Source organism: Corynebacterium sp. MSK006 (genome assembly GCF_030232385.1).
Classification (GTDB): Bacteria; Actinomycetota; Actinomycetes; order Mycobacteriales; family Mycobacteriaceae; genus Corynebacterium; species Corynebacterium frankenforstense_A.
The window spans coordinates 12818-38241 of sequence record NZ_JASPJZ010000003.1; the positions used below are offsets into that span (position 1 = coordinate 12818).

Here is a 25424-nt window from a genome sequence, read left to right on the forward strand (position 1 = left end):
TCGAGCACATGACACCGAACATCACACCGAGCGAGGAGAAGCGGCGGATGCTGCGTGGGCCCGTGCTCATGCGGTTCGAGGCCGACCAGCCGTCCACCTACGACCAGCGGCTGCTGGAGATGACGGCGGACCACGACTGGATCCACGCCGACCCGTGGCGCGTGCTGCGCATCCAGAGCGAATTCGTCTCCGGGTTCGACGCGCTGTCCTCCCTGCCGCCCGCGGTGACCGTCTTCGGCTCCGCGCGTGTGCCCGAGGGCGACCCGCTCTACGACCTGGGCCGCGAGGTCGGCGAGAAGCTGGCCGAGGCCGGCTACGCCGTGATCACCGGCGGGGGACCGGGCCTGATGGAGGCGCCCAACCGCGGCGCCTTCGAGGCCGACGGGCTCTCCGTGGGTCTCGGCATCGAGCTGCCGCACGAGCAGGTGCTCAACGACTGGGTCGACCTGGGCCTGAACTTCCGCTACTTCTTCGTGCGCAAGACCATGTTCCTGAAGTACTCGGAGGGCTTCGTCTGCCTGCCCGGCGGGTTCGGCACCCTCGACGAGCTCTTCGAGGTGCTGTGCATGGTGCAGACCAAGAAGGTCACCAACTACCCGATCGCCCTCATCGGAACCGACTACTGGGGCCCGCTCGTCGGCTGGCTGCGCGAGCAGGTGGTCACCCGCGGCATGATCGCCGAGGCGGACCTCGACCTCTTCCTGGTCACCGACTCCGCCGAGGAGGCCGTCGAGCACATCCGCAGCGCGCCGACGAGGCGGCGCCACATCGACACCGACGAGGGCCACCTGCAGGCCCGGCAGCGCCGCGCCCGCGCCCGGCGCGGCGCAGACGGCGCCGGGGACGGCACCCACGGTGCCGGAAGCGGCGACGGCGACGGACGCGGCGTCGGCAATTCCGGTGCGGAAGGGGAGCGCTGACCTTGGCCGCAGCTCAGGACAGGGCCGCGGTCGAGGGCGACGAACGCCAGCGCGCCATCCGGCGTGCGGGCGCCGGCGCGCCGGGCCTGGCGAAGGTGATGGGCATCGTCAACCGCACGCCCGACTCCTTCTACGACAAGGGCGCGACCTTCACCGACACGCTCGCGCTCGCGCGCGCCGACGAGGTCGTCGCCCAGGGCGCGGCGATCGTGGACATCGGCGGGGTCAAGGCCGGCCCCGGCGACGTGGTCGACGCCGCCGAGGAGATCGACCGCGTGGTGCCCGTCATCGCCGCGGTCCACGAGCGCCACCCCGAGGTGACCGTCTCCGTGGACACCTGGCGCGCCGAGGTCGCCGAGCGGGCCATCGCCGCCGGTGCCGGGCTGGTCAACGACACCTGGGCCGGCGTCGACCCCGAGCTCGTCGAGGTCGCCGGCCACCACGGCGTGGGCTACGTCTGCTCGCACACCGGGGGTGCGGTGCCGCGCACCCGCCCGCACCGCGTGCACTACGACGACGTGGTCGCCGACGTGATCGCCGAGACCACCCGGCTGGCCGAGCGCGCCGTCGACTGCGGCGTGCCCGAGGACAAGGTGCTGCTCGACCCCACGCACGACTTCGGCAAGAACACCTTCCACGGTCTCGAGCTGCTGCGCCGCATCGACGAGGTCGTGGCCACCGGCTGGCCGGTGCTCATGGCGCTGTCCAACAAGGACTTCATCGGTGAGACCTGTGCGCGCCCCGTCGGCGGGCGGGTGGCCGGCACCCTGGCCGCCACCGCCTGGGCCGCCGCGCACGGGGTGGCCGCCTTCCGCGTCCACGAGGTCGGCGAGACCGTCGACGTGATCCGCATGACCGCGGCGATCGCCGGGACCGCCGGCCCCCTGGACACGATCCGGGGCCTGGCGTGAGCGCCGTCGCGCGCGCCAGTGTGGTCATCCCGGCGCTCAACGAGGAGGCGACCGTCGCGGACGTGGTCGCCGCCGTGCGCGTCGACGCCCCGCTGGAGGTCATCGTCGTCGACGCCGACTCCACCGACCGCACCGCCGAGCGCGCCACGGCCGCCGGCGCCCGCGTGCTCAACTGGCGCGAGGTCCTGCCGGGGGTCGAGCCGCGCCCCGGCAAGGGCGAGTCGCTGTGGCGCGGGGTCGCCGCCGCGGGAGGTGAGTTCGTCGTCTTCGTCGACGCCGACCTGCACACCGCGCGCCCCGGCATGGTCGCCGAGCTCGTCGCGCCGTTCGCGGATGACAGTGTGCAGCTGGTCAAGGCCGACTACGTGCGCGACTACCGGGGACGCCCCGGCGACGGCGGGCGCGTGACCGAGCTGACGGCGCGCCCGTTGCTGCGGCTGCTGCTGCCCGAGCTTGCCGACGTCGCGCAGCCCCTGGGCGGCGAGTACGCCCTGCGCCGCGCGGCGGCGCTGGAACTGCCCTTCGTCGAGGGCTACGGCGTGGAGTCCGGGCTGCTCATCGACGTCGCGCGCAGGTGGGGACGCGGCGCGATCGCCGAGGTCGACCTGGGCCGCCGCGCCCACCGCAACCGGCCGCTGGCCCAGCTGGGGCCGATGGCGGAGACCGTGGCCGCCACGATCCTCGCCCGCGCCGGCGTGGACGGAGTCGCGGTGCCCGAGCGCCCCGCGCTGTCCACTATCCTCTGAGCCATGCTCTCCTGGATCTTCCTCATCGTCGTCCTGGTCCTGCTGGTGATCGTGGGCACCTGGACCGCCGGCCGGCTGCTCGGCCGCGGCGAGCCCGAGCCCGCCGCCGACCCCGAGGAGGTCGCCGCCGCCAACGAGCGCGCCGTGGCCGCCGGAGACCTGGACGCGGTGCGCTTCGAGCTCGTGCCGCGCGGCTACCGGCCCGAGCAGGTCGAGGCGGTGCTCGACCAGCTCGCCGGGCGCGGCGCCGGCCGCGGCGAGACGCGTCCGGGCGATGAGGCACGTCCGCGCGATGAGGTGCGCCCGGGGGACCGGGTGTGCCCGGGGGAGGCGGAGGTGCGCGCCGACGACCGCGCGACTCTTTCCGGCGACCGGGCGGTCGGTTCGCGACCGCGCGGCCGGGCGCAGGCGGACGACGGCATTTCGGGCTCGAAGTAGCAGCTCAGCGCCCTTTCTGGCGCGGTGGTCCCGGAGCGGTGAGCGGGCTCACTCCGGTCGTGCGACGGAAAAATCGACTATCATAGCGAAAGTAACCGTCGTGTGCACGAAAAGGAGCCTTGAAACATGGCAGCGATGAAGCCCCGTACCGGAAGCGGACCCATGGAGGCCGTGGAGGAGAATCGCAAGATCGTCATGCGCATCCCCTCGGACGGCGGTGGGCGCCTCGTCATCGAGCTGAACAAGGAGGAGGCCGCCGAGCTGGGCGGCCTGCTAACCGAGGCCGCCGAGTAGCCTCGAGCCACTCGAGCCACCGGGCTTTAAGGCTCGTTTCCGCCCCGCGACGGGGCGGCGCCGTGACAGACCCCGTGGAGCGGAGTCGTGCGGACCGGATGATCCGGTCCGCCGCCCGCCCGCGGGGTCTTCCGTATGTCCGGGGTGCCGCGGCGCGCTGAGGCCGGGGAGCGCTGAGCACCCGGCGCTGAGCCCGCGGCGCGCCGCGACCGGGGCTGGTGCGATGTGCGCCGCGCGATCCGGTTAGGCTTGGACCATCGCCAAGGACGCCGCCACGGAAAGGAACCGTAGCCCAGATGCTGGCTGATGTGATCGATGTTCTCGCCGACCCGGTGGACGGCTCCGCGCTCGAGGGGGCCGACGACTTCCGTCGGCTCGTCTCGGAGACCGGACACTCCTACGACGTCGCCCGGCAGGGCTACGTGACCCTGGCCGGGGGAGCGGGCCTGAAGCACAAGGGCGACGGCCCCGAGATGGTCGCCGCCCGCGAGACCTTCCTCGGCCGCGGCCACTTCGCGCCCTTCGTCGAGTCCGTCACCGACACCGTCGAGGACGCCCTAGAGGCCGCCGGCGTGCCCGAGGACGCCCACCCCGTCATCTGCGAGGTCGGCGCCGGCACCGGCTACTACCTGACCCACAGCCTCGACACCGTCGCCGGCGCGCGCGGCGTGGGCATCGACGTCTCCGTCGCCGCCGCCAAGCACCTGGCCAAGGCGCACCCGCGCCTCGGCGCCGTCGTCGCCGACGTGTGGACCGGCATGCCGCTGCGCGACCACTCCGTCGACGTGATCACCGTGCTCTTCGCCCCGCGCAACCCCGCGGAGTTCGCCCGCGTGCTCACCCCGGGCGGCCAGGCCGTCGTGCTCACCGCCGACCCCGGCCACCTCGACGAGCTGCGCGAGCCGCTGGGCATCATCGGCGTCGAGGAGGGCAAGGTCGACCGCCTGCTCGAGCAGTCGAAGGGCCATCTCGAGCAGGTGGGCGAGCTCGAGCACATCGAGTTCACGATGGACCTCGACCAGGAGTCGATCGCCTCGCAGATCGGCATGAGCCCCTCGGCCCGCCACATCGCCCCCGACGTGCTCGCCGAGCGCATCTCGCGGCTGCCCGCGACCATGACCGTCACCGCCAAGGCGACGGTCACCCGCCTGAGCCCGGTCGCCTAGCGGAACTCGGTGTCCAGGCGCGGGGCAGCCCACTCCGGGATGACCGGGGAGATGGTCTCCGGGCCGCGGGTGAAGTGCTTCTCCACCTGCGCCTCGCCCTCGAGGCTGACCCGGAAGTCCTGCGCCCCGCCGTCGACGTAGACGCGGCTGGCCATGGCCACCGCGCCGCCGTCGGCGAAGACCTCGACGGTCGAGCCGTCGACCAGGATGGTCAGCGAGTCCGAGTCGCCCTCCGCCAGCGGGGCCCGGGCCACGCCGTCGCCGGCGTGGTGGGGATTCATGGAGCGGTCCAGCTCGAGCACGTCGCCCTGGTGGGTCACGCGCGCGGCGGTCTCACCGGCGGCGTCGAGGATGTCGACGGAGAGCTCGGATCCGACGGGGATCTCGCATAGCGCGGTCCACATGCGGGCGTGGTCGGTGCGGGTGACCGCGTCGACCAGCCCCGCGGCCGGGGTCTGGAAGAGCATGCCGCCCTGCAGGCTGACCACGCGCGGCACCGAGACCGCGTTGGCCCAGCCGGACTCGGTCCAGGACAGGTGCTTGGCCGGGTCGTCGAAGCGGCCCACCCCGTTGAGCGCGCCGACGATCGCGCCGCGGCGCCAGCGCGGGTCGGCCGGCTCCGAGAGGTTCGTGTTGCGCGGCCGGGTGAAGTCGTGGCCGAAGTCGATGCGGTGGAACGGGCGGGTGACTGTGAAGGTCGCGCCCGTGAGCCGGCCGACCAGGTAGCCGGAGATGTCGATGCCGTCGTGCTCGATGGTCACCAGGATGATGTCGTAGATCTCGCCGTCGACCTCGTCGCGCAGGCGGATGATCCTGGGGGAGACCACCTGGGTCTCGGCCTCCAGGCCCGAGTCGCCGTCGAGGACCAGCGGGCCGTCGAGGTGCCAGTCCACGCCGTCGGCCGAGCGCAGCACCGCCAGCTGCGGCGAGTCCTGCGCACCGGTCACCGAGAGCATCAGCCAGCCGGCCAGACCCTCGTCGCGGTCCGAGTCGCTGGCCCAGTCCGGCACCACGCACGGCGAGCGGAAGTCGAAGAGCCCGGCGGCCTCACCCTGCGCGTTGCCGACGACCTCGCCGCGGCGGACGACCTGCGGGTCGAGGGCGAGCGGGTCGTCGGAGATGTCCGTGGTGGTCGCGGCCGGGTCGTCGATGCGCGCCAGGTGCACGGCGGTGCCGGAGGCGGTCACCGAGGTGAAGTACACGTTGAAGCCGCCGTCGGCGGCGACCACGGAGCCGGCGCGCACGAGTGTCTCGTCGCTCTCGGCGGCGAGTACGTCGTCGCAGGTCTCCCACTCGTAGGGGTTGTCCTCGGAGAACTGGTGGCCCCAGCGCGCCGGCGCGTCCAGCGACGGGCGGTACTGGTGGAAGAGGTGCCAGGTCCGGCCGTCGAGCATCACGGCGGCCGGCGCCATGAGCACGCCGGCGTCGGCGGTCACGTGCAGCTCGGGGCGGTGGATGTCGCTGCCCCCGGTCGTCTCGGCTCCGGTGGGTTCGGCCATGTCGGTCACGGTGTCCTTTCCTCGGTCTCCTCGCTCAACCCCGGCTTGTCCGGGTCGCCGCCGGGGCTCTCCCGGGGCGGTACTGGCCCCCGTTCTACCCGAAAAGCACCCGGCACGTCCCCGCCCCGGCGCCCCGGGGTGGCCGTCGGCGGCCGCGCCCCAGCCAACCGGCGCAGCCCCCGGCGGCCGCGCCGCGTCGCCCCCACGGCGCCCCGGATCAACCCGGGATCAGCTCTTGACCTCGGTCTGGTGGATCTGGCGGTCCAGGTCCTCGGGGCTGAGCTCCGCGTCGGAGAACTGCGTGGTCAGCGGCAGCCGCAGGTTGAGGTCGGTGCCCGGGCACAGCTCGACGGTGCCGCGGGCGAGCGTGAAGTCCAGGACGTGGCCGCCGGAGGTGCGCGCGTCGTCGACGAAGTGCACGTGGCAGCCGGGTACGCCGATGCCCTTCTCGTAGACGGGCGTGCGGAAGCCGCCGAGGACGCCGTCGACGTCGGTGAAGTGCAGCTCGGCGTCGTCGCCGGTGGCCTCCGTCATCGGCCGGTAGGGCTTGTCCTGCTTGGTCACCGTGCGCACCGTGACGTCGCTGAAGCGGCCGGTGATGCGCACCGCGTACATGTAGTTCTCGCTCGGCTGCACCGAGTCGATGAACTCCGCCAACTCGCTGCGGCGCAGCCCCTCCGGCGGGGTGGCGCTGATCAGGGGCACGAAGTTGGTCATCACCGTGAAGGGGGAGCGCTGCATCAGGCCGGCGCGCTCGGCGGTGCCGTCGCCGCGCACCTGGTAGCAGACCCCGTCGAGGACGATCATCTCGCCGTCGAGGGCGTCGAAGGTGCCGATGCCGAAGTTGCCGTGGCCGAGCAGCTCACCGACGGTCATCTCGCCGTCGTAGATGCCGTCAAGCAGCGCGGACATCAGGGAGTTCTGGAAGATGGTGTGCCGCTGGGTCGGCAGCCGCTTGTCTGGTTCCATGCCCCCAATTTATCCGCCCCGCACACGACGGCGCCCCGGGCACCGTCCACGTGGACGGTGCCCGGGGCGGGCGAGGGGCGCGACGTCGTCAATTCAACGCCGCATGCTTGACGACGCGCGCGGCGTCGCCGGGCAACGACGCCACGCGGGCGCCGTGCGGTGGGTGCTACAGCAGCGACTCGTAGACGTCGACGGTCTGCCGGGCGATTTTCGCCCAGGAGAACTCCTCGATGGCGCGCTTGCGGCCGGCCTCGCCGTAGGCCTTGACCTTCTCCTCGTCGGCGGCCAGGGCGTTGACCGCTTCGGCGATGCCGCGCTCGAAGCCGGCGGCGTCGTTCTCGTCGTAGGGCACCAGCGTGCCGGTCTCGCCGTCGACGACGACCTCGGGGATGCCGCCGACGTTGGAGGCGACCACGGCGGTGCCGCAGGCCATGGCCTCGAGGTTGACGATGCCGAGCGGCTCGTAGATCGACGGGCAGACGAAGATGTCCGAGGCGGACTCGATCTCCTGGATCTTGTCCTTGGACAGCATCTCGGAGACCCAGTGCACGCCGTCGCGGCCGGCGCGCAGCTCGTCGACGAGCTTCTGGGTACGCTCGGCGATCTCCGGGGTGTCCGGGGCGCCGGCGCAGAGCACCAGCTGGATGGCCGGGTCGAACTCGCGGGCGGCTTTGACCAGGTGCTCGACACCCTTCTGGCGGGTGATGCGGCCGACGAAGGAGACGATCGGGCGGGTCGGGTCGACGCCGAGCTCCTTGAGCACCGAGGAGCCGTTCTCCGCCTGGGCCTCGTCGAAGGTGGGCCGCGGCTGCCACAGCTCGGTGTCGATGCCGTTGAGCACCACGTGGATCTTGTCCGGGTCGATGGCCGGGTAGGCCTCGAGGATCGAGCCCTTCATCTTCCTCGAGACGGCGATGAGGGCGTCGGCGTTCTCCATGGCGTTCTTCTCCGACCAGGAGGAGACGTCGTAGCCGCCGCCGAGCTGCTCGCGCTTCCACGGTCGGTCCGGCTCCAGGGAGTGGGCGGTGGCCACGTGCGGGATGTCGTAGAGGCGGGCGGCCAGGTGGCCGCCGAGGCCCGCGTACCAGGTGTGCGAGTGCACGACGTCGACGCCTCCGGCCGCGTTAGCCATGCGCAGGCCGGTCGACAGGGTCTTGATGGCGGGGTTGGCCTCGGCAAGCTCGGGGTCCACGCCGTGGACGTAGGTGTCCGGCATGTCGCGCTCGGCGCCCATGCAGTGGACGTCGACCGGAACGATCTCGCGCATGAAGCGGGTCAGCTCGGTCACGTGCACGCCGGCGCCGCCGTAGACCTCCGGCGGGTACTCGCGGGTCATCATCCCGACTCGGTTCAGTTTCGTCATGACTACCAGCGTATTCGTGTCCCGGCCATCCTGCAGGGGCGACGGCGCGATCGGGTGCGGGTGCGGACCGGAGGGCGGCCCCGGCGCCTGCACGAACGGACTGCGCCGACGCCAGACGGGGGTGGTCGGCGGGGGCGCGAACGGTGTGGGCTGTGACCGAATTGGCCGCCCGGGCGGCATCGTGCGGCGATTTTCAATAGATTGGTTCTTGTGAGGAGCCAACCAAATGTCCTGAGCATTGTCCTCGCCGGAGGCGAGGGCAAGCGCCTTTATCCCCTGACCGAAGACCGAGCGAAGCCCGCGGTTCCGTTCGGCGGCACCTACCGTCTCATCGACTTCGTGCTGTCGAACCTCGTCAACGCCGGCTTCAAGAAGATCGCGGTGCTGACCCAGTACAAGTCGCACTCGCTGGACCGCCACATCTCGCAGGCGTGGCAGCTGTCCGGCCCCATCGACCAGTACATCGCTTCCGTGCCCGCCCAGCAGCGCCTGGGCAAGCGGTGGTACATGGGTTCGGCCGACGCCATCCTGCAGTCGCTGAACCTGATCTTCGACGAGAACCCCGAGTACGTCATCGTCCTCGGCGCCGACCACGTCTACCGCATGGACGTCGGGCAGATGCTCGACGACCACATCGCCTCCGGCAAGGCCTGCACCGTCGCCGGCATCCGCGTGCCGCGCCGCGAGGCCACCGCCTTCGGCTGCATCGAGGCCGACGACGACGGCACGATCACCGAGTTCCTGGAGAAGCCGGCCGACCCGCCCGGCACCCCGGACGACCCCGAGGTCACCTACGCCTCGATGGGCAACTACATCTTCACCGCCGACGCGCTGGTGGAGGCCCTGCGTGCCGACGAGGACAACGAGGGCTCGGACCACGACATGGGCGGCGACATCATCCCCGCCTTCGTCTCCCGCAACGAGGCCCACGTCTACGACTTCTCCGGCAACGAGGTCCCCGGCGCCACCGACCGCGACCGCGGCTACTGGCGTGACGTCGGCACCATCGACGCCTTCTACGAGGCCCACATGGACCTCATCTCCATCCACCCGGTGTTCAACCTGTACAACCACGCCTGGCCGATCCACTCGACCGAGCGCTCGAACCTGCCCCCGGCGAAGTTCGTGCAGGGCGGCATCGCGCAGTCCTCGATGGTCGCCTCCGGGTCGATCATCTCCGGCGGCACGGTGCGCAACTCCGTGCTCTCGAGCGACGTGCACGTCTCCGAGGGCGCGACGGTGGAGGGCTCCGTGCTCATGCCCGGCGTGCGCGTGGGCAAGGGCGCCGTGGTCCGCCACGCGATCCTGGACAAGAACGTCAAGGTCCGCGAGGGCGAGATCATCGGCGTCGACCGCAAGCGCGACGAGGAGCGCTTCACGATCTCGGCCGGCGGCGTGGTGGTCGTCGGCAAGAACACGGTCGTATAGCAGCAGCGGGTCCGGCCGCCCCGGCGGCTGGACCGTGCGTGAAAAGGGCGCCTCCCCGGCGGGGAGGCGCCCTCTTCGTGCCCGTTGACTGATTGACGACGCTCGCGCGGCTCGCGCAGGCGCGGAACGTGCGGCGGACGGGTGCGTGGCACGCACCCGTCGTTAATCAGGCGCTCAGCGCCGGCGGGTGACCACCGTCAGGCCCGCGCCAAGCGGCAGGTGTGTGACCAGGGCGCCGGCCTCGGGGTCGGCGGCGAGCTCGGCGACGCGGGCGTGCGCCTCGCGGGCGGCGGCCGTGGAGCGGTCGGTGCGCGAGTCGTCGGCGATGGTGGCGTCGAGCAGCGCGTCGGCGAGCACCAGGGAGCCGCCCGGGGCGAGCAGCGGCCAGGCCGCGTCGATGAAGGCCTTGAGGTCCATGGGGGAGACCTGCGCGAAGACGAGCTGGTAGGCGCCCGGCGCCATGCGGCCGAGCACCTCGAGCGGACGTGCGGTGAGGAAGCGGCCGCGGGCGGCGGGGTAGCCGGCCTCGCGGAAGGACTCCCGGGCGCGCCGGGTGTGCTCGGCCTCGGGGTCGATGCAGGTCACGGCGGCCTGCTCGGCCAGTCCCTCGAGGACGTAGAGGCCCACGACGGCGGCGGCCGGGCTGGCCACGATCGCCCCGGCGGGCTCCTCCCCGGTGCCCGAGGCCGCGAGCGTCGCCACGAGCCGGCCGGTCGCCTCGTCGGGGGCGGGTAGCTCGTACTCGGCGGCGTCGCGGCGGGCGTGCGCCACCGCCTCGGGGGCGGGGCTCAGCGGCGCCGAGGCGGACTCGATGAACTCGACCAACGGGTCGCGGGAGGTGTTCGTAGTCTCACTCACGCCCACGAGTGTACGGGCGCGGCCCGCGCGCCGGTGCCAGGCTCGCGGGGCGCCGGTGGCGGGCCGGCGGGGGAGGGGGCACCCGACGCGTGGGCCCGGTCCGCGGCGCCGCGCGGGGTCCACGGCGCCGTGCGGTGGGTGAATGGCCCTCGCCCGGCGAACCACTCGCAGGTTCACAGCGGTCGACCAGGCTTCCATGTGGAGTTTGTCATGGATCTTTGGAATGATAATCCCCATGAAAGCACGTCGGCCTGAGACCGTTTCCGCACCGGACGCCCCCGAGGGGCGGGAGCCGGACGCGGCGGATCTGACGGGCACGGCGGCCTTCGACGCCGGTGTCGCCGAGATGCCCGGCTGGTCCGAGCTCGTCGCCGAGCACGCCGACAGTGTCTACCGCCTGGCCTTCCGCCTCTCGGGCAACAAGCACGACGCGGAGGACCTCACCCAGGAGACCTTCATGCGTGTGTTCCGCTCGCTGAAGGACTACCGCCCGGGTGGCTTCCGCGGCTGGCTGCACCGCATCACCACCAACCTCTTCCTGGACATGGTCCGCCACCGCGCCACGGTGCGCATGGAGGCGCTTCCCGAGGACTACGAGCGCGTGCCCGGCTTTGCGCTGACCCCGGAGCAGGCCTACCAGGTCAACCACCTGACCCCGGCGCTGCAGGACGCGCTCGACCAGCTCAGCCCCGAGTTCCGCGTCGTGGTGGTCCTCTGTGACGTCGCGGACATGACCTACGACGAGATTGCCGAGACCCTGGGCCTGAAGATGGGCACCGTGCGCTCGCGCATCCACCGCGGCCGCTCGCAGCTGCGCGAGGCCCTCATGGCCGCCGCGCGAGACGACGAGGAGGCCCGCCTCCTGCTGCCGCAGTCCGCGCGCTGAGACTGCGTCTGCGCAGCGTGCGCCGTCAATTGACGACGTCGCGCCCCTCGCCCATGAGCCCACTCGTGCGGCGGGCCGTGGTCCCCGTCGCCCGGGCGCGGGTAGGTTGGGGGCATGAGAGAAACGGCTGACGGCGAGGCGCGCACCTTCGGCGCGCGACGCACCCCGCGCCGGCGCCGCTTCGCCTCGGTGGACCACCTGGGTCCCGAGGCCGTCGTGTCCTTCGTCGACGGTGAACTGTCGCCCCCGGCGCTGCACCGCGCCCGCGTGCACCTGGTGCACTGCCCGGAGTGCCGCGCGGAGGTGCGCGCCCAGCGGCGCACCTCCGAGGTCGTCCACGACTCGAACTTCACCTCCGAGGTGAGCATGCCGGCGGACCTCTTCGCCCGGCTGAAGAACATCGCCGAGACCGGCTGCCCCGACGGCCCGGACGCCGCCGCGACCCCGACGCCGCGGCCCGAGGGCGTGCTCGACCGCGTCGAGACCCTGCTGCGCGCCGTGCGCCGCGGCGGGCGCGCCGACTGACGCTGCCGGGTGTGCGCCGGTCACGCACCGGCGCTGCCTGACACTCGCGCCGACTGACGTCCGCCGGTGCGGGCGGTCGCGCACCGGCGCTGCCTGACACACGCGTCGGCGGGCTGTGGGCCGGTGAGCCCGGCTGGGTAGGCTGGTCATGTGTTCCAGAACATCGGTTGGGGAGAAATCTTCCTCATAGTGGTCGTCGGCCTGATCATCATCGGCCCCGAGCGCCTGCCGGGGCTGATCACTGACGTGCGCGCGGCGCTCTTCGCCGCCCGCAAGGCGATCAACAACGCCAAGAAGGAGATGGACGGCGAGTTCGGCGCGGAGTTCGACGAGATCCGCAAGCCCATCGCCGAGGTGGCCCGGTGGCGCTCCATGGGGCCCAAGGCCGCGCTGACCCACGCCCTGTTCGACGACGACGAGGAGTTCCTCGACTCCTTCGACCCGAAGAAGATCATGTCCGAGGACACCGCCGGGCAGGCCTACCGCGAGGCGCTCGCCCGCGGCGAGGAGCCGCCGACCACGCGCGCGCCGCGCGACTCGCGGCGCTCCGGTGCCGCCAACGCCGCCGGGACGGGTGCCGCCGGCGCCGCCGGGTCGGGTCCGGCCGGCGACGGTTCGTACGGCACGGCGGGGCACGCCGGGGGAGCGGCCGGTGTCGGGGGCGCGGCAGGCTCTGCAGGCACTGGCGGCGCCGCCGGCCCGAACAACACGAACGGCACGAACGGTTCCGGACGCCCCGGGGCTGCGGGCGGTAACGCCTCGCCCGGTTCCGGGAGCTCCGGCCTCGACGGCGGGTTCTCCTGGGACGACATCATGTAGTTCCCCGCGCGGGCCGGAAGCCATGCGCAAGGGACGCACCTCGCGCACTACGCGCGGCGTCGTCAATCCCGCCCGGCACACTTCTGAAAGATGTTCACTTAGGCCAGGCACGGGTAAGTGTGTGAACTTGCCCACCGGCCTCGGCGGGGATAGTGGTTCAAACATACGTCAGTGGTAGGATCTCCTCCGTAAGGATAGGTTTATCGTATGTCTGCGATCGTGGACGTACGGTCTCGAGGGACGACATGAGGACTAGAACCCATCATTCCGCGGCCGATCCCCAGGGGGACGGCAACAACAGGACCTGCGCACTCAATGAACTGCGCCCCGGAGAGCGCGGCCGGATCGTCGCCACCGACGCCGCCGACGACGCCAAGGACGAACAGCACCGTAGGCTGCTCGCCCGCCTGCGGAACCTCGGCTTCGTGCCGGGGGCGGTCGTCGAACCGCACCGCAGGGCCCCGATGAAGGACCCCACGGTCTACCGCGTCGCCGACTACGAGATCGCCCTGCGCGGCCGCGACGCCGCCACCATCACCGTCACCCGGCTCGCCGACGAGCCGGCCGGAAAGGAGGCCTGAGATGACCAACGCCAAGAAGCCCGTCCACGCGGGCGTGCACCCGGACCACGACTGCGACTCCGGCGCCGACTGCCACTGCGGCGACGGCAACGGCACGGTCAACCCGACCGCCCCGGTCGTCGCGCTCGTCGGCAGCCCGAACGCCGGCAAGACCTCCGTCTACAACGCCCTGACCGGCCTGCACGCCAAGACCGGCAACTACCCGGGCGTGACCGTCTCGCGCTCGCGGGGCACCTGCGTGGTCGAGACCCACGAGGTCACCGTCGAGGACCTGCCCGGCACCTACTCGCTGCAGCCGATCAGTCCGGACGAGGAGATCGTCCACAACGTGCTCTCCGGCGAGCAGAACGGCGTCGAGCGGCCCCAGGCCGTCGTGCTCGTCATCGACTCGACCACGCTGCGCCGCTCGATGAACCTGCTGGCCGAGGTGCTCTCCGTGGGGCTGCCGACCTGCCTGGCCGTGACCATGACCGACGAGCTGTCGCGCCGCGGCGGCGGGCTGGACATCGAGGCCTTCGGCGAGGCCGTCGGCGTGCCGGCCGTGCGTGTCATCGGCCACCGCGGCATCGGCATCGACGAGCTGCGCGAGCAGCTCATCGGCATCGACCAGTGGCGGCGCACCCCGTTGACCCCGCCGAGCGACCCGGTCGAGCTGGCCGCCTGGAGCGACTCGATCCTCGAGGCCGCCGACTACCGGCCGCCGCACGAGGACCCGGTCACCCGCCGCCTGGACGCCGTCTTCCTGCACCCGCTGTGGGGCACCCTGGTCTTCCTCGGCGTGATGTTCCTGTTCTTCCAGGCCATCTTCGTGTGGGCCGAGCCCTTCAAGGGCTGGCTCGAGGACTTCTTCGGCTGGGCCGGTGCCAGCGTGCACGACGCCCTCGACGACTCGGCGCCGCTGCTGGCGGGCCTGCTCGCCGACGGCGTGATCGGCGGCGTGGGCGCGGTCCTGAGCTTCTTCCCGCAGATCGTCATCATGTTCCTGCTCATCTCCCTGCTCGAGGGTGTGGGCTACATGGCGCGCGCGGCGTTTTTGATGGACAAGGTGATGTCCAAGGCCGGCCTCGAGGGCCGCGCCTTCGTGGCCATGCTCTCCTCGGTGGCCTGCGCCATCCCGGGTGTCATGGCCACCCGCACCCTGCCGAACGCCAAGGACCGCCTGGCCACGATCATGGCCGCGCCGCTGATGACCTGCTCGGCCCGCCTGCCCGTCTACATCATCATGGTCGGCCTGCTGGTGCCCAACGGCTCGCGCGTCGGCCCGTTCTCCGCGGCCGGCTTCGCGATGTTCCTGCTCTACCTGGGCGGCACGCTCGCGGCGATGATCGTCGCGTGGGTGGTCAAGAAGATCACCGACCGCGGCGGCATGCTGCTGCCGTTCTACATGGAGATCCCGCCGTACCGCCTGCCGCGCCCGAAGACCATCGGCATCATGGTCTGGGACTCCTGCAAGGGCTTCCTGCGCAAGGCCGGCACCATCATCCTGACCACCACGGTCGTGCTGTGGGTGCTGCTCAACGTGCCGATGCGCAGCGACGACGAGTTCGACGCCTTTTGCGCCCAGGACACCGAGTGCACCGCCGTGGCCGCGGCCGTCGAGGCCCCGGACAACTCCACCGTCGTCGACGACGAGGACGGCTCCGTGGTCGACGACCCGGAGGACCTCGAGGCTCTGCTGGACGCCCAGCGCACCGCCTACACGATGGACAACTCCGCGGCCGCCGCCGTCGGACGCTTCCTCGAGCCCGTCTTCGCCCCGCTCGGCTTCGACTGGCGCCTCAACGTCGGCGTCGTCTCCTCGCTGGCGGCCCGCGAGACCTTCGTGGCCACCCTCGGCCAGATCGCCGCGGCCGAGGACCCGGAGGAGCCGGTCACCCAGATGGAGTCGATGACATACCAGCACGACACCGTCCTGCACGCCGCCGGCGACAACGTGTTCAACCCGGCGACCATCTCCGCCGTGCTCGTGTTCTTCATGTTCGCGATGCAGTGCATGGCCACCGCCGGCGCGATGCGCCGCGAGACCGGCACCTGGAAGTGGCCGGTGGTCGCCTACGGCTACATGTTCGCCCTGGCCTGGGGACTCGGCGCGCTGACGCACACCGTCGTCGCGCTGGCGATGTAGGCTGGCGGCCATGCTGGTCCCGACCCACCCCGAGGCGACCGCCGACCCGGCGACACTGCGCTGGGTCATCCCCGACGGCCACCTCGGCTTCACCGGCGACGTCGCCCGCGTGCCGGGCCTCCTGCAGGCCCTCATCGACGACGGCACGCTCGCCCGCGTCGAGGTGCGCACCGACGCCGTGTTGACGACGCTGGCGCCCGGCCACGACTGGGCTGGAAGCGGTGCGGCCGTGCGCCGCGCCGTGACGGACGCATTGACGACGCCGCGCAAGTGGCGCCCGGCGTCCGACGCCCGGGAGACGGACGCGGACGAGGTGCTGAAAAACGCCGCGCGCGACGTCGCCGACGTGCGCCTCGGCCGGTACATCGCCTCCCACGGCGGGCGCTTCGAGGTCGTCCGCGTCCGCGACGGCGTGGTCGACGTGGCCCTGCGCGGCGAGTGCTCCGACTGCGCGGCCGCCGTGGTGACCATGCACGCCCGCTTCGAGCACCTGCTGCGCCGGCGCTGCCCGTGGCTGAAAGAGGTCCGCCGGGCGGCGTAGGCGCCGCCGGGGTCGGCGGCCGGGGGGGGCGGGGCTTGGGCCCGGGCCGCCGGGCTGCACCTGGGCCGCCGGGTGGCATTGAAGAAGGGGCGGAAGGCTTTTGTGAGCCTTCCGCCCCTTCTCTGTGTCCGGGTCCGGTTGTCCGGACCCGTTTGCGGGCCCTGGTGCCGCGCCGGGGCCGCGGGGGTCAGTTGGGCGTGACGCCCAGACCCAGCGGCTTGCCCGCCAGGGAGTCGCGGCGCACCGCGAGCTTGTCTGCGATGGCGGCGAACGCCTTGGCCGACGGGCTCTCGGGCTCGGCGAGGACGACCGGGGTGCCTTCGTCGCCGTGGGTGCGCAGGGCCGGATCCAGCGGGATCTGGCCGAGCAGCGGCACCTCGCCGCCGGTCAGGGCCGTCAGGCGCTCGCTGACGCGCGCGCCGCCGCCGGAGCCGAAGATCTCCATGGTGCTGCCGTCCGGCATGACCATCGCGGACATGTTCTCCACCACGCCGGCGACGCGCTGGCGGGTCTGCTGGGCGATCGTGCCGGCGCGCTCGGCGACCTCGGCCGCCGCGTGCTGCGGGGTGGTCACCACGACCAGCTCCGCGTTCGGGATCAGCTGCGCGACCGAGATGGCCACGTCGCCGGTGCCGGGCGGCAGGTCGAGCAGGAGCACGTCGAGGTCGCCCCAGAAGACGTCGGTGAGGAACTGCTGCAGGGCGCGGTGCAGCATCGGGCCGCGCCAGACCACCGGCGCATTGCCCTCGATGAAGTGGCCGATGGAGATGATCTTGACCCCGTGCGCGATGGGCGGCAGGATCATGTCCTCCTCCATCACGCTGGGTTGCTGGTCCGAGCCCATCAGGGTCGGCACCGAGTGGCCGTAGATGTCCGCGTCGACGATGCCCACGCGCAGGCCCTTGGCCGCCAGGGCGGCGGCCAGGTTGACCGTCACCGAGGACTTGCCCACGCCGCCCTTGCCGGAGGCGATCGCGAAGACGCGGGTGGTGGTGCCCGGCTGGGCGAAGGGGATGACCGGCTCGGCGCCGCCGCGCAGCTGGTCGCGCAGCGCCTTGCGTTGGGCGTCGTCCATCACGTCGGTGGTGACGGTGACCTCGTCGACACCGTCGAGCTCGGCGACGGCCGCGTACGTGTTCTGCTGGAGGGTGTCGCGCATCGGGCAGCCGGCGATGGTCAGGTAGATCTCCACGGCGACGGAGGAGCCGTCGACCGCGACGGACTTGACCATGCCCAGCTCGGTGATCGGGCGACCCAGCTCGGGGTCCTCGACGCGGGTGAGCGCCTCGCGGACCTGATCTTCGGTGACAGTAAACATAACGCCCACGACTCTAGCCGCGCGCCCCGGCGGAGGCCACGCCCGGGGCGGGGCTCCGCGGGCGCGGGCGCGGGCGCGGTAGCGTTCAGCCCTTCGTGGGCTCGGACAGCTCGGAGGGGTGCTCCTGGTCGTCGGCCGCGGCGTCGTCGATCTTGGCCTCGATGCGGCCGAGCACGTCGTGCAGCTCCTCGAGCTCGCCGCGCAGGTAGTCGCGGGAGACCATGTCGCCGACGGCCAGGCGCACGCCGGCGAGCTCGCGGGCGAGGAACTCGGTGTCGGCCTTCGTCTGCTCGGCGCGGCGCCGGTCGTTCTGCAGGGTGACCTTGTCGCGGTCCTCCTGGCGGTTCTGCGCGAGCAGGATCAGCGGGGCGGCGTAGGCGGCCTGGGTGGAGAAGGCCAGGTTGAGCAGGATGAACGGGTAGGGGTCCCAGTTCCAGGCGAAGCCGCCGATGTTCAGGGCGATCCAGACGACCACGACGACGGTCTGCCACATCAGGTAGCGGCCCGTGCCGAAGAAGCGGGCGACCTTCTCTGCGACGGCGCCCACCGAGTCGTCGGTGATGTTGAACAGCCGGCGCCGCCCGGCGGCGACCGGGGTGTCCAGTGCGTTGCGCTCGGACTCAGCCATCGTGGTCCTCCTTTTGCGGCTCGGTGGGGGCGGCCTGGGGGGCCTGCCGGGTCCCGGCGGCGGCCTGGGAAGCCTGCCCGGTCTCGGCGACGGCCTGGGAAGCCTGCCCGGTCTCGGCGGCGGCCTGGGAAGCCTGCCCGGTCTCGGCGGCGGCCTGCGAGGCGGGCCGCGCGGACTCGGGGCGCAGGCCCGTCTCGCGCCAGTCCTCCGGCAGCAGGTGGTCGAGCAGGTCGTCGACGGCGACGGCACCCAGCAGGTGCTTGTCGTCGTCGAGGACCGGCCCGCACACCAGGTTGTAGGTGGCGAAGTAGCGCGCGGCGGTCTCCTGGGAGTCGTCGGCGTACAGCGGCGGCAGGTCGGGGGAGAGGATGCCCGAGATCAGCGTCGACGGCGGCTCGCGCAGCATCCGCTGCAGGTGCACGCAGCCGAGGTACTGCCCGGTCGGCGTGGCCGTCGGCGGGCGCACCACGAAGACCAGCGAGGCCAGCGAGGTCGTCAACTCCGGGTCGCGTGCGAGTGCCAGCGCCTCGGCCACCGTGGTCTGCGGCGGCAGGATCAGCGGCTCGGAGGTCATCAGGGCGCCGACCGTGTCCGGCGAGAAGCTCATCAGGCGACGGACCGGGGCGGACTCCTCGGGGTCCATCAGGTCGAGCAGCACCTCGGCGGTGGTGTCGGGCAGCTCCTGGAGGATGTCCGCGGCGTCGTCGGGGTCCATCTCCTCGAGGACGTCCGCGGCGCGCTCGATGTCGAGGGCCTCGAGCATCTCGGCCTGGTAGTCCTCCGGGAGCTCCTGGAGGATGTCGGCCAGGCGCTCGTCGTTGATCTGCTCGGCGAGCTGGTGGCGCGCGGCCGGGGCCAGGTTGTGCAGGTAGTTGGCCACGTCGGCCGGGCGCATGTCGCGGAAGGCCGCGATCGTCTCGGCCAGCGTGTCCGTCTGCCCGACGCCGCCGGCGCTGACACCGTGCACGTGCGACCACTCCACGATGACGGGCTCGCGGGCCCGGCCGAAGCGGGAGCGCCCCGGCACCAGCGCGATGCGCGAGATGACCCAGTCGCGGGTGCGGCTGCGCTCGAACTCGACGTCGGCGATCTCGACGGCACGGCCGTGCAGCTGCTCGGCGTCGGGGTCGTCGGTGTGCACCTTGGCGCCGACCAGGTCGCCCTGGACGGTCAGCTCGCCGGCGCGGACCTGGAAGACGCGCATGGACACCGACCCGGAGGTCAGCGTGATCTCGCCGGGCTCGATGGCGGCGACGCGCAGCATCGGCACGAAGACGCGGCGCTTGGTCACCAGCTCGATGACCAGGCCGAGGGCGCGCGAGGGCTGCGGCTGGGGACGCACGGTGACCACGACGTCTCGCACGCGCCCGATGGCGTCCATGTCGGGGCCGCGCACGGTCATGCCCGCCAGACGGCCGGCGTAGACGCGGGAAATGGCACTCATGGGACCTGATGCTAGCCGTCGACCGGGAACTTTTCGGAGTCGGCCGCGCGTTGTATCAGGTGGACGCGGGGCCGACGCGGACCCATGCCACACCCGCGCGGACAGGGATCTGCGGTCACACCGCAGGGTTTCACACCCGTCGCAAGCGCGGCCGCTGCAAGCACGCGGTCGCGGCGAGAACGTGGCCGGGGCAAGAACGCCCGCGGGCCCCGCCTCAGACGAAGACGCGAGAGCAGACAGAGACGACGAAGGAGAAGAAAGATGACGAACCCCCGAGGCACCACCGGCACCGGCCGCCGACCCCTGCGCGAGCGCCCCGCCGGCTGGCCGGTGGGCAGCTTCGACAGCTACGCCGACGCCCAGGAGGCCGTGGACAACCTCTCCGACCGCGAGTTCCCCGTGGACAAGCTGGTCATCGTCGGCGTGGACCTCATGGAGGTCGAGAGCGTGACCGGGCGCCTGACCTGGGGTCGCGTGCTCGCCGGCGGTGCCGCCTCGGGCGCGTGGATGGGTATCTTCTTCGGTCTACTCTTCGGGCTGTTCACGCCGAACGCCTTCTTCCTGCCGATTCTGGCGGGCATCGTCGTCGGCGCGATCTTCGGCATGGTGCTCGCCGCCGTGCCCTACGCGATGAGCCAGGGCGCGCGCGACTTCACCTCGCAGACCCAGATCGTCGCCGGCCGCTACGACATCCTCTGTGACCCGCCGCTGGCCCCGCAGGCCCGCGACGCCATCGCCGGGATGAACCTGGGCCACCGCGGCCGCGCGAGCCTGCCGCAGACCCCGGCCGCGCCCGCCCCGGCGCAGGCCTCCGGCACCGGGTGGGCGGGCGAGTCCCGCCCCGTGCAGGACGACGTGCCGATTGACGACGTCGCGCGTGACGACGTCCCGGGTGACGGCGCCGTGGGCGACGAGACCGTGCGCGACGACACGACGGGTGGGGAGCCCGAGGCGGGTCGGCGGGACTGAGACCCGCCCCGGCTAGGATGAGGCGCATGCGCGCTGCCCGGAAGACCACCGCGGTCCTGGCCGGCCTGGCCACCATGGCCGGCCTGGCCGGCTGCACGAACGAGGCCACCCCCACCTACCGCGTCGGCGACGACGACGGCGAGGTGGTCATCCAGGTCTCCGCCGGCGACCCGGAGAACCGGCTGCTCGCGGAGATCTACCGCTGGGCGTTGGCCAAGGGCGACGTCCACGGCGTGGTCGAGACCGTCGACCCAGACTCCGAGCGCGGGCAGGCCGGCCAGCTCGAGTGGCTCGCCGACGGCGGGGCCGACCTCGTCATCGGCTGCACCGGCCAGCTGCTCGCCGACGTCCGGCCCGAGGCCGCGGAGACACTCGACGAGGAGTTCACCGCCGCGGAGGCCTCCGACAACCCCACCGCCGGCGACGCCGGCCAGCGCACCTACGACGCCCTGCTTGGAGCGTTGCCGGGCGACTACGACGTGCCCGACCCCTCGCCGGCCGAGGGCTGCTCGCAGGGCGCGGTGCCCGACGCCAAGGTGGACAAGGACGCATCGGGGAGGGGTGCGACGTCGGAAAGCGCGGGGGAGGCGCTGCCGCAGAACATAGTGCCCGTCTACCGCAAGACGGCCGTCAACCGCTGGGGCAAGAAGGGGCTCAACGATCTGACGCGCCTTTTGACCACGCACGACCTGCAGGAGATGGCCGAGCGCGTCGAGGACGGCGAGGAGCCCGACCAGATCATCTACGAGTGGCTCGGCGAGTCCAACCCCGACATGCTCGACTGAGCCCGGCCGCGCCGGAGGGGGAGAGACCGGCGCCAGGCGCAACAGGGCACAAGAAGAAACGGCCCCCGGGTGAACCCGGGGCCGCTTTCTTGCGTTTCAGCCCCTCCGCCCGGGGTCACCCGGGGCGGCCGGGGCGGTCACGCGGCGCTCAGTCGGCGAAGATCTCATCGAGGAGCTTGGCCTGCTCGGCGTGGTGCACCTTGGCCATGCCGGTCGCCGTCGAGGACTGCGCACGACGCGAGACGCGACGCATCGGCGGCATGTCCGGGATGAGCTCCGGCAGGTGCTCGTGCAGGAACGGCCACGGGCCCTGGTTGGCCGGCTCGTCCTGGCAGAACACGACCTCCTCGGCGTTCGGGAAGCACTCGAAGGCCTCACGCAGCCGGTTGAACGGGATCGGGTGCAGCATCTCCTGGCGGATGATCGCGATGTCCTCGCGCTTGTCCTCCGCACGGCGCTTCTCCAGCTCCCAGTAGAGCTTGCCGGAGACCAGCAGGATGCGGGTGACCTTGTCGGCGTCGCCGATGACGTTGCCGTCCAGGTCGACCAGGCGCGGGTCGTTGATCACCGAGTGGAACTTGGTGACCTCCGTGAAGTCCTCCACCGAGGAGGTGGCGGCCTTGTTGCGCAGCATCGACTTCGGGGTGAAGACGACCAGCGGGCGCGACATGGTGCCCAGCGCGTGGCGGCGCAGCAGGTGGAAGTGGTTGGCCGGGGTGGACGGCTGGGAGATGGTCATCGAGCCCTCGGCGGCCATCTGCAGGTAGCGCTCGATGCGCGCCGAGGAGTGGTCCGGGCCCTGGCCCTCGTAGCCGTGCGGCAGGAGGAGGACGACCTTGGACAGCTGGCCCCACTTGGCCTCACCGGAGGAGATGTACTCGTCGATGATGGTCTGGGCGCCGTTAGCGAAGTCGCCGAACTGCGCCTCCCAGGCGACGAAGGCGTCCGGGTTGCCCACGGAGTAGCCGTACTCGAAGCCCATGCCCGCGTACTCGGTCAGCGCCGAGTTGTAGATCATGACCTTACCGCCGTTGCCCTTGGCCGCGGCGAGCTCGCCCAGCGGGTTGGCCTCCTCGCCCGTCTTCGGGTCGAAGACGATGCCGTGGCGCTGGGTGAAGGTGCCGCGGCGGGTGTCCTCACCGGCGATGCGGACGGTCTTGCCGCCATTGGCCAGCGAGGACAGGGCGATCAGCTCGCCCCAGCCCCAGTCGATGCCGCCCTCGCGGACCGACTGCAGACGACGCTTGGCCACCGGGCGCACGCGGCGGTGGAACTCGAAGTCCTCGCCGCCGGCGTCCGCGTAGGCCTGGCCGATCTCGTAGAGCTCCTCCTTGGAGATGGAGGTGTCCAGACCGCGGGTGAGCTCCTGCGAGGAGGTGATGCCGGTCTGCTCGAGCTCCGGCTCGCCCTCGGACTCCTTGACGTCGTTGAAGACGGCCTCCATCTGGTCGTGGAAGTCGCGGGCGGCGGCCTCCGCGTCGGCCTCGGTGAGGTCGCCGCGGCCGATGAGGTCCTCGGTGTACTTGGCGCGCACGGAGTCGCGGGCGTCGATGCGGGAGTACATCTCCGGCTGGGTCATCGACGGGTCGTCGGCCTCGTTGTGGCCGCGCTTGCGGTAGCAGACCAGGTCGATGAAGACGTCCTTGCCGAAGCGGCGGCGGTACTCGGTGGCCAGGTGACCGACCCACACGACGGCCTCCGGGTCGTCGCCGTTGACGTGGAAGACCGGGCAGCCGTACGCCTTGGCGATGTCGGTGGCGTAGTAGGAGGAACGCCCCGAGTCCGGCGTGGTGGTGAAGCCGATCTGGTTGTTGACCACGATGTGGACGGTGCCGCCGACGGTGTAGCCGCGCAGCTGGGACAGGTTCAGGGTCTCCTGGACCACGCCCAGGCCGGTGAAGGAGGCGTCGCCGTGCAGCATCAGCGGCATGACGGTCTTGCCCTCGGCGCCCTTGTCCAGGATGTCCTGCTTCGCGCGCGCGATGCCCACCATGACCGGGTCGACCGCCTCGAGGTGCGAGGGGTTGGCGGCCAGGGTGATGTCGATCTCGCCGTCGCCGAACATCTGGATGTGCTTGCCGGTCATGCCCAGGTGGTACTTCACGTCGCCGGAACCGCCGGTCTGGCCGGGGTTCTCCTGGGTGCCCTCGAACTCGTGGAAGATCGTCGCCAGCGGCTTGCCCACGATGTTGAACAGCACGTTGAGGCGGCCGCGGTGCGGCATGCCGATGACGACCTCGTCGAGGCCCTGGCCGGCGGCGGTGTCGATGGCGGCGTCCATCAGCGGGATCAGCGCCTCGGCGCCCTCCAGCGAGAAGCGCTTCTGGCCGACGTACTTGGTCTGCAGGAAGTTCTCGAAGGCCTCGGCGGCGTTGAGCTTCTGCAGGATGTACTTCTGCTCGGCGTTGGTCGGCTTGGGCATGCCCGCCTCGAGGCGGTCCTGCAGCCAGTTGCGCTCCTCGTTGTCGAGGATGTGCGTGTACTCGGAGCCGACCTTGAGGGTGTAGGCGTCACGCAGGCGCTTGAGCACCTCGCGCAGCGTCATGGACTCCTTGCCGCCGAAGCCGCCCACGTTGAAGGTGCGGTCCAGGTCCCAGATGGTCAGGCCGTGGTTCTCGATGGCCAGGTCCGAGTGGTCCGGCATCTGCAGGCCCGGCTGGTGCCAGTTCAGCGGGTTGATGTCCGCGATGAGGTGGCCGCGGGAGCGGTAGGCCTCGATGAGCTGCATGACGCGGGTGTTCTTGTCGATGCCCGTGTTCGGCAGGTCCTGGGCCCAGCGCATCGGCGAGTAGGGGATGCCCATCGCCTCGAAGATCTCGTCGTAGAACTCGTCGTCGACGAGCAGGCGCGACATCTCGCGCAGGAACTCGCCGGACTCCGCGCCCTGGATGACGCGGTGGTCGTAGGTCGAGGTCATGGTGACGAGCTTGCCGACGCCCAGCTCGGCCAGGCGGTCCGTGGACGCGCCGGCGAACTCGGCCGGGTAATCCATCGCGCCGACGCCGATGATCGTGCCCTGGCCGGTGGTCAGGCGCGGGATCGAGTGGCGGGTGCCGATGCCGCCCGGGTTGGTCAGCTGAATGGTCACACCCTGGAAGTCGTCCATCGTCAGCTTGCCCTTGCGGGAGCGGGCGACGATGTCCTCGTAAGCCTCGACGAAGCCGTCGAAGGTCTTGGTCTCGCACTCCTTGATGGCGGCGACGACCAGGCTGCGCGAGCCGTCCTTCTTCGGCAGGTCGATGGCCAGGCCGAGGTTGACGTGCTCGGGGTTGACCACGTGCGGCTTGCCGTCGATCTCCTCGTAACGGACGTTCATCGCCGGGTGGATCTGGACGGCCTTGATCATGGCCCAGCCGATGATGTGGGTAAAGGAGATCTTCCCGCCGCGGGTGCGCTTGAGGTGGTCGTTGATCATCGACCGGTTCTCGAACATCAGGCGCGCCGGCATGTCGCGCACGGTGGTCGCCGTCGGGATGGACAGCGAGGCCTCCATGTTCTTCGCGATCGCCTTGAACGCGCCCTTGAGCTGCTTCTCGCCCGGCTCCGGGAGGTTTTTGACCTGGTTGAGCGGGGACTCCGGCTTGGTGCGCACGCGGGGCTGACGCGCCGGGGCGTCGCCCGGGGTGGCCTCCGGGTTCTTGCCGGCGCCGCCGCGCTTGTCGGTCAGGTTCGTGGCCGGGCCGTCACCGGCCGCGGCGCGGGCGGCGGCGTCGGGCCGGGTGACGTCACCCTCGCCCTTCTTAGCGGTGCCGGTGTGGCCCGACCCGCCGGTCTGCGGCGCGTCCGGGGCCTCCGGGGCGCCCTTCTTCTCGAAGAGGGCGGCCCACTCCTTGTCGACGGAGTTGGGGTCGTCCTTCCACTGCTGGAACATCTCGTCGACCAGCCACTGATTCTGGCCGAAAGTGCTAGGGCTGCTCACGGCAGTTTCTCGCCTCATTTCGATTGCTGTCTGTCGTCTTTGTCTCAACTGTAGTTCGCGGTACACGGTGAGTGGTCACGTCCGCCGCCGACCGGGGGAGACGGGCGGGGGTGACCCCTGTCCGGGGTTGTTTCCCGGAGGTCGACTCCACATCCGGGGGTGGATCGATCACCGGGCAGACAATACAGCCCGCATCCGTGCCCGCTATGGTACGCGGGCGCGCGGGTGGTCGCCGTCACCCGGGGTGGGTTGTTGTCCTGTCACCCGCACACCGGGGTGAGCCTTGGGGACC

The 25424-nt window shown here is 71.5% G+C and carries 22 protein-coding genes and 1 pseudogene; 15 read left to right on the forward strand and 8 right to left on the reverse strand.

Annotated elements, in window-relative coordinates; genetic code table 11:
* Nucleotides 1-8 precede the first annotated feature (8 nt).
* From QQA02_RS02625 to QQA02_RS02650, 6 genes are all read left to right on the forward strand, one after another.
* The gene (locus QQA02_RS02625; protein WP_284863236.1) at nt 9-920 is read left to right on the forward strand and encodes an LOG family protein; all 912 of its coding nucleotides are present in this window, start codon (nt 9-11) and stop codon (nt 918-920) included.
* Nucleotides 921-1018: 98 nt separating this feature from the next.
* Nucleotides 1019-1831: a dihydropteroate synthase gene (gene folP / locus QQA02_RS02630; RefSeq protein WP_284773056.1), complete on the forward strand. Its 813-nt coding sequence runs from the start codon at nt 1019-1021 to the stop codon at nt 1829-1831.
* Nucleotides 1828-2577: a glucosyl-3-phosphoglycerate synthase gene (locus tag QQA02_RS02635; RefSeq protein ID WP_284772967.1), complete on the forward strand. Its 750-nt coding sequence runs from the start codon at nt 1828-1830 to the stop codon at nt 2575-2577. The genes folP and QQA02_RS02635 overlap by 4 nt, the downstream gene beginning before the upstream one ends.
* Nucleotides 2578-2580: 3 nt before the next feature.
* Entirely contained in the window at nt 2581-3015 is a 435-nt protein-coding gene (locus QQA02_RS02640) for a DivIVA domain-containing protein (protein WP_284863238.1), read from the forward strand.
* Nucleotides 3016-3141: 126 nt separating this feature from the next.
* Entirely contained in the window at nt 3142-3309 is a 168-nt protein-coding gene (locus QQA02_RS02645; protein WP_075663621.1) for a DUF3117 domain-containing protein, read from the forward strand.
* A gap of 296 nt (nt 3310-3605) precedes the next feature.
* On the forward strand, nt 3606-4475 hold the full coding sequence (locus tag QQA02_RS02650) for a methyltransferase domain-containing protein (RefSeq protein ID WP_284863240.1): 870 nt from the start codon (nt 3606-3608) through the stop codon (nt 4473-4475).
* On the opposite strand, the gene QQA02_RS02655 is transcribed toward QQA02_RS02650, so the two are convergent.
* The 3 genes from QQA02_RS02655 to glgA all read right to left on the reverse strand — a co-directional run bounded on the left by QQA02_RS02655 (nt 4472) and on the right by glgA (nt 8306).
* Complete coding sequence (locus QQA02_RS02655; RefSeq protein ID WP_284863241.1) at nt 4472-5974, reverse strand: GH32 C-terminal domain-containing protein; 1503 nt, start codon at nt 5972-5974, stop codon at nt 4472-4474. The genes QQA02_RS02650 and QQA02_RS02655 overlap by 4 nt on opposite strands.
* Before the next feature lie 228 nt (nt 5975-6202).
* Complete coding sequence (budA, locus tag QQA02_RS02660; RefSeq protein ID WP_284863242.1) at nt 6203-6943, reverse strand: acetolactate decarboxylase; 741 nt, start codon at nt 6941-6943, stop codon at nt 6203-6205.
* 166 nt (nt 6944-7109) lie between these two features.
* On the reverse strand, nt 7110-8306 hold the full coding sequence (glgA, locus tag QQA02_RS02665) for a glycogen synthase (protein WP_284863243.1): 1197 nt from the start codon (nt 8304-8306) through the stop codon (nt 7110-7112).
* Between the two features lie 201 nt (nt 8307-8507).
* On the opposite strand from glgA, the gene glgC reads away from it, so the two are divergent.
* Nucleotides 8508-9734 (forward strand): glucose-1-phosphate adenylyltransferase, encoded by a 1227-nt coding sequence (gene glgC / locus QQA02_RS02670; protein ID WP_284863245.1) that lies wholly within the window; start codon nt 8508-8510, stop codon nt 9732-9734.
* Between the two features lie 174 nt (nt 9735-9908).
* Here the strand turns inward: glgC and QQA02_RS02675 are convergent, their stop codons facing one another.
* Nucleotides 9909-10592, reverse strand: coding sequence for an O-methyltransferase (locus QQA02_RS02675; protein WP_502870965.1), 684 nt, complete (start codon nt 10590-10592; stop codon nt 9909-9911).
* A 235-nt stretch (nt 10593-10827) separates the two neighbouring features.
* Between QQA02_RS02675 and sigE the strand changes: the two genes are divergently transcribed.
* From sigE to QQA02_RS02705, 6 genes and pseudogenes are all read left to right on the forward strand, one after another.
* Nucleotides 10828-11478 carry an RNA polymerase sigma factor SigE gene (gene sigE / locus QQA02_RS02680; protein WP_284863247.1) on the forward strand — a complete coding sequence of 217 codons (651 nt, stop codon included), beginning with the start codon at nt 10828-10830 and terminating at the stop codon, nt 11476-11478.
* 114 nt (nt 11479-11592) lie between these two features.
* On the forward strand, nt 11593-12003 hold the full coding sequence (locus QQA02_RS02685; RefSeq protein ID WP_284863248.1) for an anti-sigma factor family protein: 411 nt from the start codon (nt 11593-11595) through the stop codon (nt 12001-12003).
* A gap of 150 nt (nt 12004-12153) precedes the next feature.
* Nucleotides 12154-12493: pseudogene (gene tatB / locus QQA02_RS02690) on the forward strand (Sec-independent protein translocase protein TatB); the annotation flags it as partial.
* A gap of 574 nt (nt 12494-13067) precedes the next feature.
* The gene (locus tag QQA02_RS02695) at nt 13068-13403 is read left to right on the forward strand and encodes a FeoA family protein (RefSeq protein ID WP_284772985.1); all 336 of its coding nucleotides are present in this window, start codon (nt 13068-13070) and stop codon (nt 13401-13403) included.
* Between the two features lies 1 nt (nt 13404).
* On the forward strand, nt 13405-15528 hold the full coding sequence (feoB, locus tag QQA02_RS02700; RefSeq protein WP_284772987.1) for a ferrous iron transporter B: 2124 nt from the start codon (nt 13405-13407) through the stop codon (nt 15526-15528).
* Nucleotides 15529-15538: 10 nt separating this feature from the next.
* Nucleotides 15539-16069, forward strand: a complete 531-nt coding sequence (locus QQA02_RS02705; protein WP_284863249.1) for a NifU family protein — start codon at nt 15539-15541, stop codon at nt 16067-16069.
* Nucleotides 16070-16256: 187 nt separating this feature from the next.
* On the opposite strand, the gene QQA02_RS02710 is transcribed toward QQA02_RS02705, so the two are convergent.
* The 3 genes from QQA02_RS02710 to QQA02_RS02720 all read right to left on the reverse strand — a co-directional run bounded on the left by QQA02_RS02710 (nt 16257) and on the right by QQA02_RS02720 (nt 19459).
* On the reverse strand, nt 16257-17387 hold the full coding sequence (locus QQA02_RS02710; RefSeq protein ID WP_284772991.1) for an Mrp/NBP35 family ATP-binding protein: 1131 nt from the start codon (nt 17385-17387) through the stop codon (nt 16257-16259).
* Between the two features lie 85 nt (nt 17388-17472).
* The gene (locus QQA02_RS02715; protein ID WP_075663633.1) at nt 17473-18015 is read right to left on the reverse strand and encodes a DUF1003 domain-containing protein; all 543 of its coding nucleotides are present in this window, start codon (nt 18013-18015) and stop codon (nt 17473-17475) included.
* Nucleotides 18008-19459, reverse strand: coding sequence for a magnesium transporter MgtE N-terminal domain-containing protein (locus tag QQA02_RS02720; RefSeq protein WP_284772993.1), 1452 nt, complete (start codon nt 19457-19459; stop codon nt 18008-18010). The genes QQA02_RS02715 and QQA02_RS02720 overlap by 8 nt, the downstream gene beginning before the upstream one ends.
* Nucleotides 19460-19720: 261 nt before the next feature.
* On the opposite strand from QQA02_RS02720, the gene QQA02_RS02725 reads away from it, so the two are divergent.
* Both QQA02_RS02725 and QQA02_RS02730 read left to right on the forward strand, forming a co-directional pair.
* Nucleotides 19721-20428 (forward strand): YflT domain-containing protein, encoded by a 708-nt coding sequence (locus QQA02_RS02725; protein ID WP_502870966.1) that lies wholly within the window; start codon nt 19721-19723, stop codon nt 20426-20428.
* A gap of 26 nt (nt 20429-20454) precedes the next feature.
* Nucleotides 20455-21213, forward strand: coding sequence for a type 2 periplasmic-binding domain-containing protein (locus tag QQA02_RS02730; protein WP_284772994.1), 759 nt, complete (start codon nt 20455-20457; stop codon nt 21211-21213).
* A 148-nt stretch (nt 21214-21361) separates the two neighbouring features.
* Here the strand turns inward: QQA02_RS02730 and QQA02_RS02735 are convergent, their stop codons facing one another.
* Nucleotides 21362-25132: a multifunctional oxoglutarate decarboxylase/oxoglutarate dehydrogenase thiamine pyrophosphate-binding subunit/dihydrolipoyllysine-residue succinyltransferase subunit gene (locus QQA02_RS02735; RefSeq protein WP_284772996.1), complete on the reverse strand. Its 3771-nt coding sequence runs from the start codon at nt 25130-25132 to the stop codon at nt 21362-21364.
* Nucleotides 25133-25424 lie beyond the last annotated feature (292 nt).

Coding starts and splice junctions, on each gene's coding strand:
- QQA02_RS02705 (WP_284863249.1), top strand. CDS start 15,539: ATGCTGGTCCCGACCCACCCCGAGGCGACCGCCGACCCGGCGACACTG.
- QQA02_RS02695 (WP_284772985.1), top strand. CDS start 13,068: ATGAGGACTAGAACCCATCATTCCGCGGCCGATCCCCAGGGGGACGGC.
- QQA02_RS02685 (WP_284863248.1), top strand. CDS start 11,593: ATGAGAGAAACGGCTGACGGCGAGGCGCGCACCTTCGGCGCGCGACGC.
- sigE (WP_284863247.1), top strand. CDS start 10,828: ATGAAAGCACGTCGGCCTGAGACCGTTTCCGCACCGGACGCCCCCGAG.
- QQA02_RS02720 (WP_284772993.1), bottom strand. CDS start 19,459: ATGAGTGCCATTTCCCGCGTCTACGCCGGCCGTCTGGCGGGCATGACC.
- QQA02_RS02725 (WP_502870966.1), top strand. CDS start 19,721: ATGACGAACCCCCGAGGCACCACCGGCACCGGCCGCCGACCCCTGCGC.
- QQA02_RS02715 (WP_075663633.1), bottom strand. CDS start 18,015: ATGGCTGAGTCCGAGCGCAACGCACTGGACACCCCGGTCGCCGCCGGG.
- QQA02_RS02645 (WP_075663621.1), top strand. CDS start 3,142: ATGGCAGCGATGAAGCCCCGTACCGGAAGCGGACCCATGGAGGCCGTG.
- budA (WP_284863242.1), bottom strand. CDS start 6,943: ATGGAACCAGACAAGCGGCTGCCGACCCAGCGGCACACCATCTTCCAG.
- QQA02_RS02625 (WP_284863236.1), top strand. CDS start 9: ATGACACCGAACATCACACCGAGCGAGGAGAAGCGGCGGATGCTGCGT.
- glgA (WP_284863243.1), bottom strand. CDS start 8,306: ATGACGAAACTGAACCGAGTCGGGATGATGACCCGCGAGTACCCGCCG.
- QQA02_RS02640 (WP_284863238.1), top strand. CDS start 2,581: ATGCTCTCCTGGATCTTCCTCATCGTCGTCCTGGTCCTGCTGGTGATC.
- folP (WP_284773056.1), top strand. CDS start 1,019: ATGGGCATCGTCAACCGCACGCCCGACTCCTTCTACGACAAGGGCGCG.
- QQA02_RS02655 (WP_284863241.1), bottom strand. CDS start 5,974: ATGGCCGAACCCACCGGAGCCGAGACGACCGGGGGCAGCGACATCCAC.
- QQA02_RS02730 (WP_284772994.1), top strand. CDS start 20,455: ATGCGCGCTGCCCGGAAGACCACCGCGGTCCTGGCCGGCCTGGCCACC.
- QQA02_RS02710 (WP_284772991.1), bottom strand. CDS start 17,387: ATGTTTACTGTCACCGAAGATCAGGTCCGCGAGGCGCTCACCCGCGTC.
- QQA02_RS02650 (WP_284863240.1), top strand. CDS start 3,606: ATGCTGGCTGATGTGATCGATGTTCTCGCCGACCCGGTGGACGGCTCC.
- feoB (WP_284772987.1), top strand. CDS start 13,405: ATGACCAACGCCAAGAAGCCCGTCCACGCGGGCGTGCACCCGGACCAC.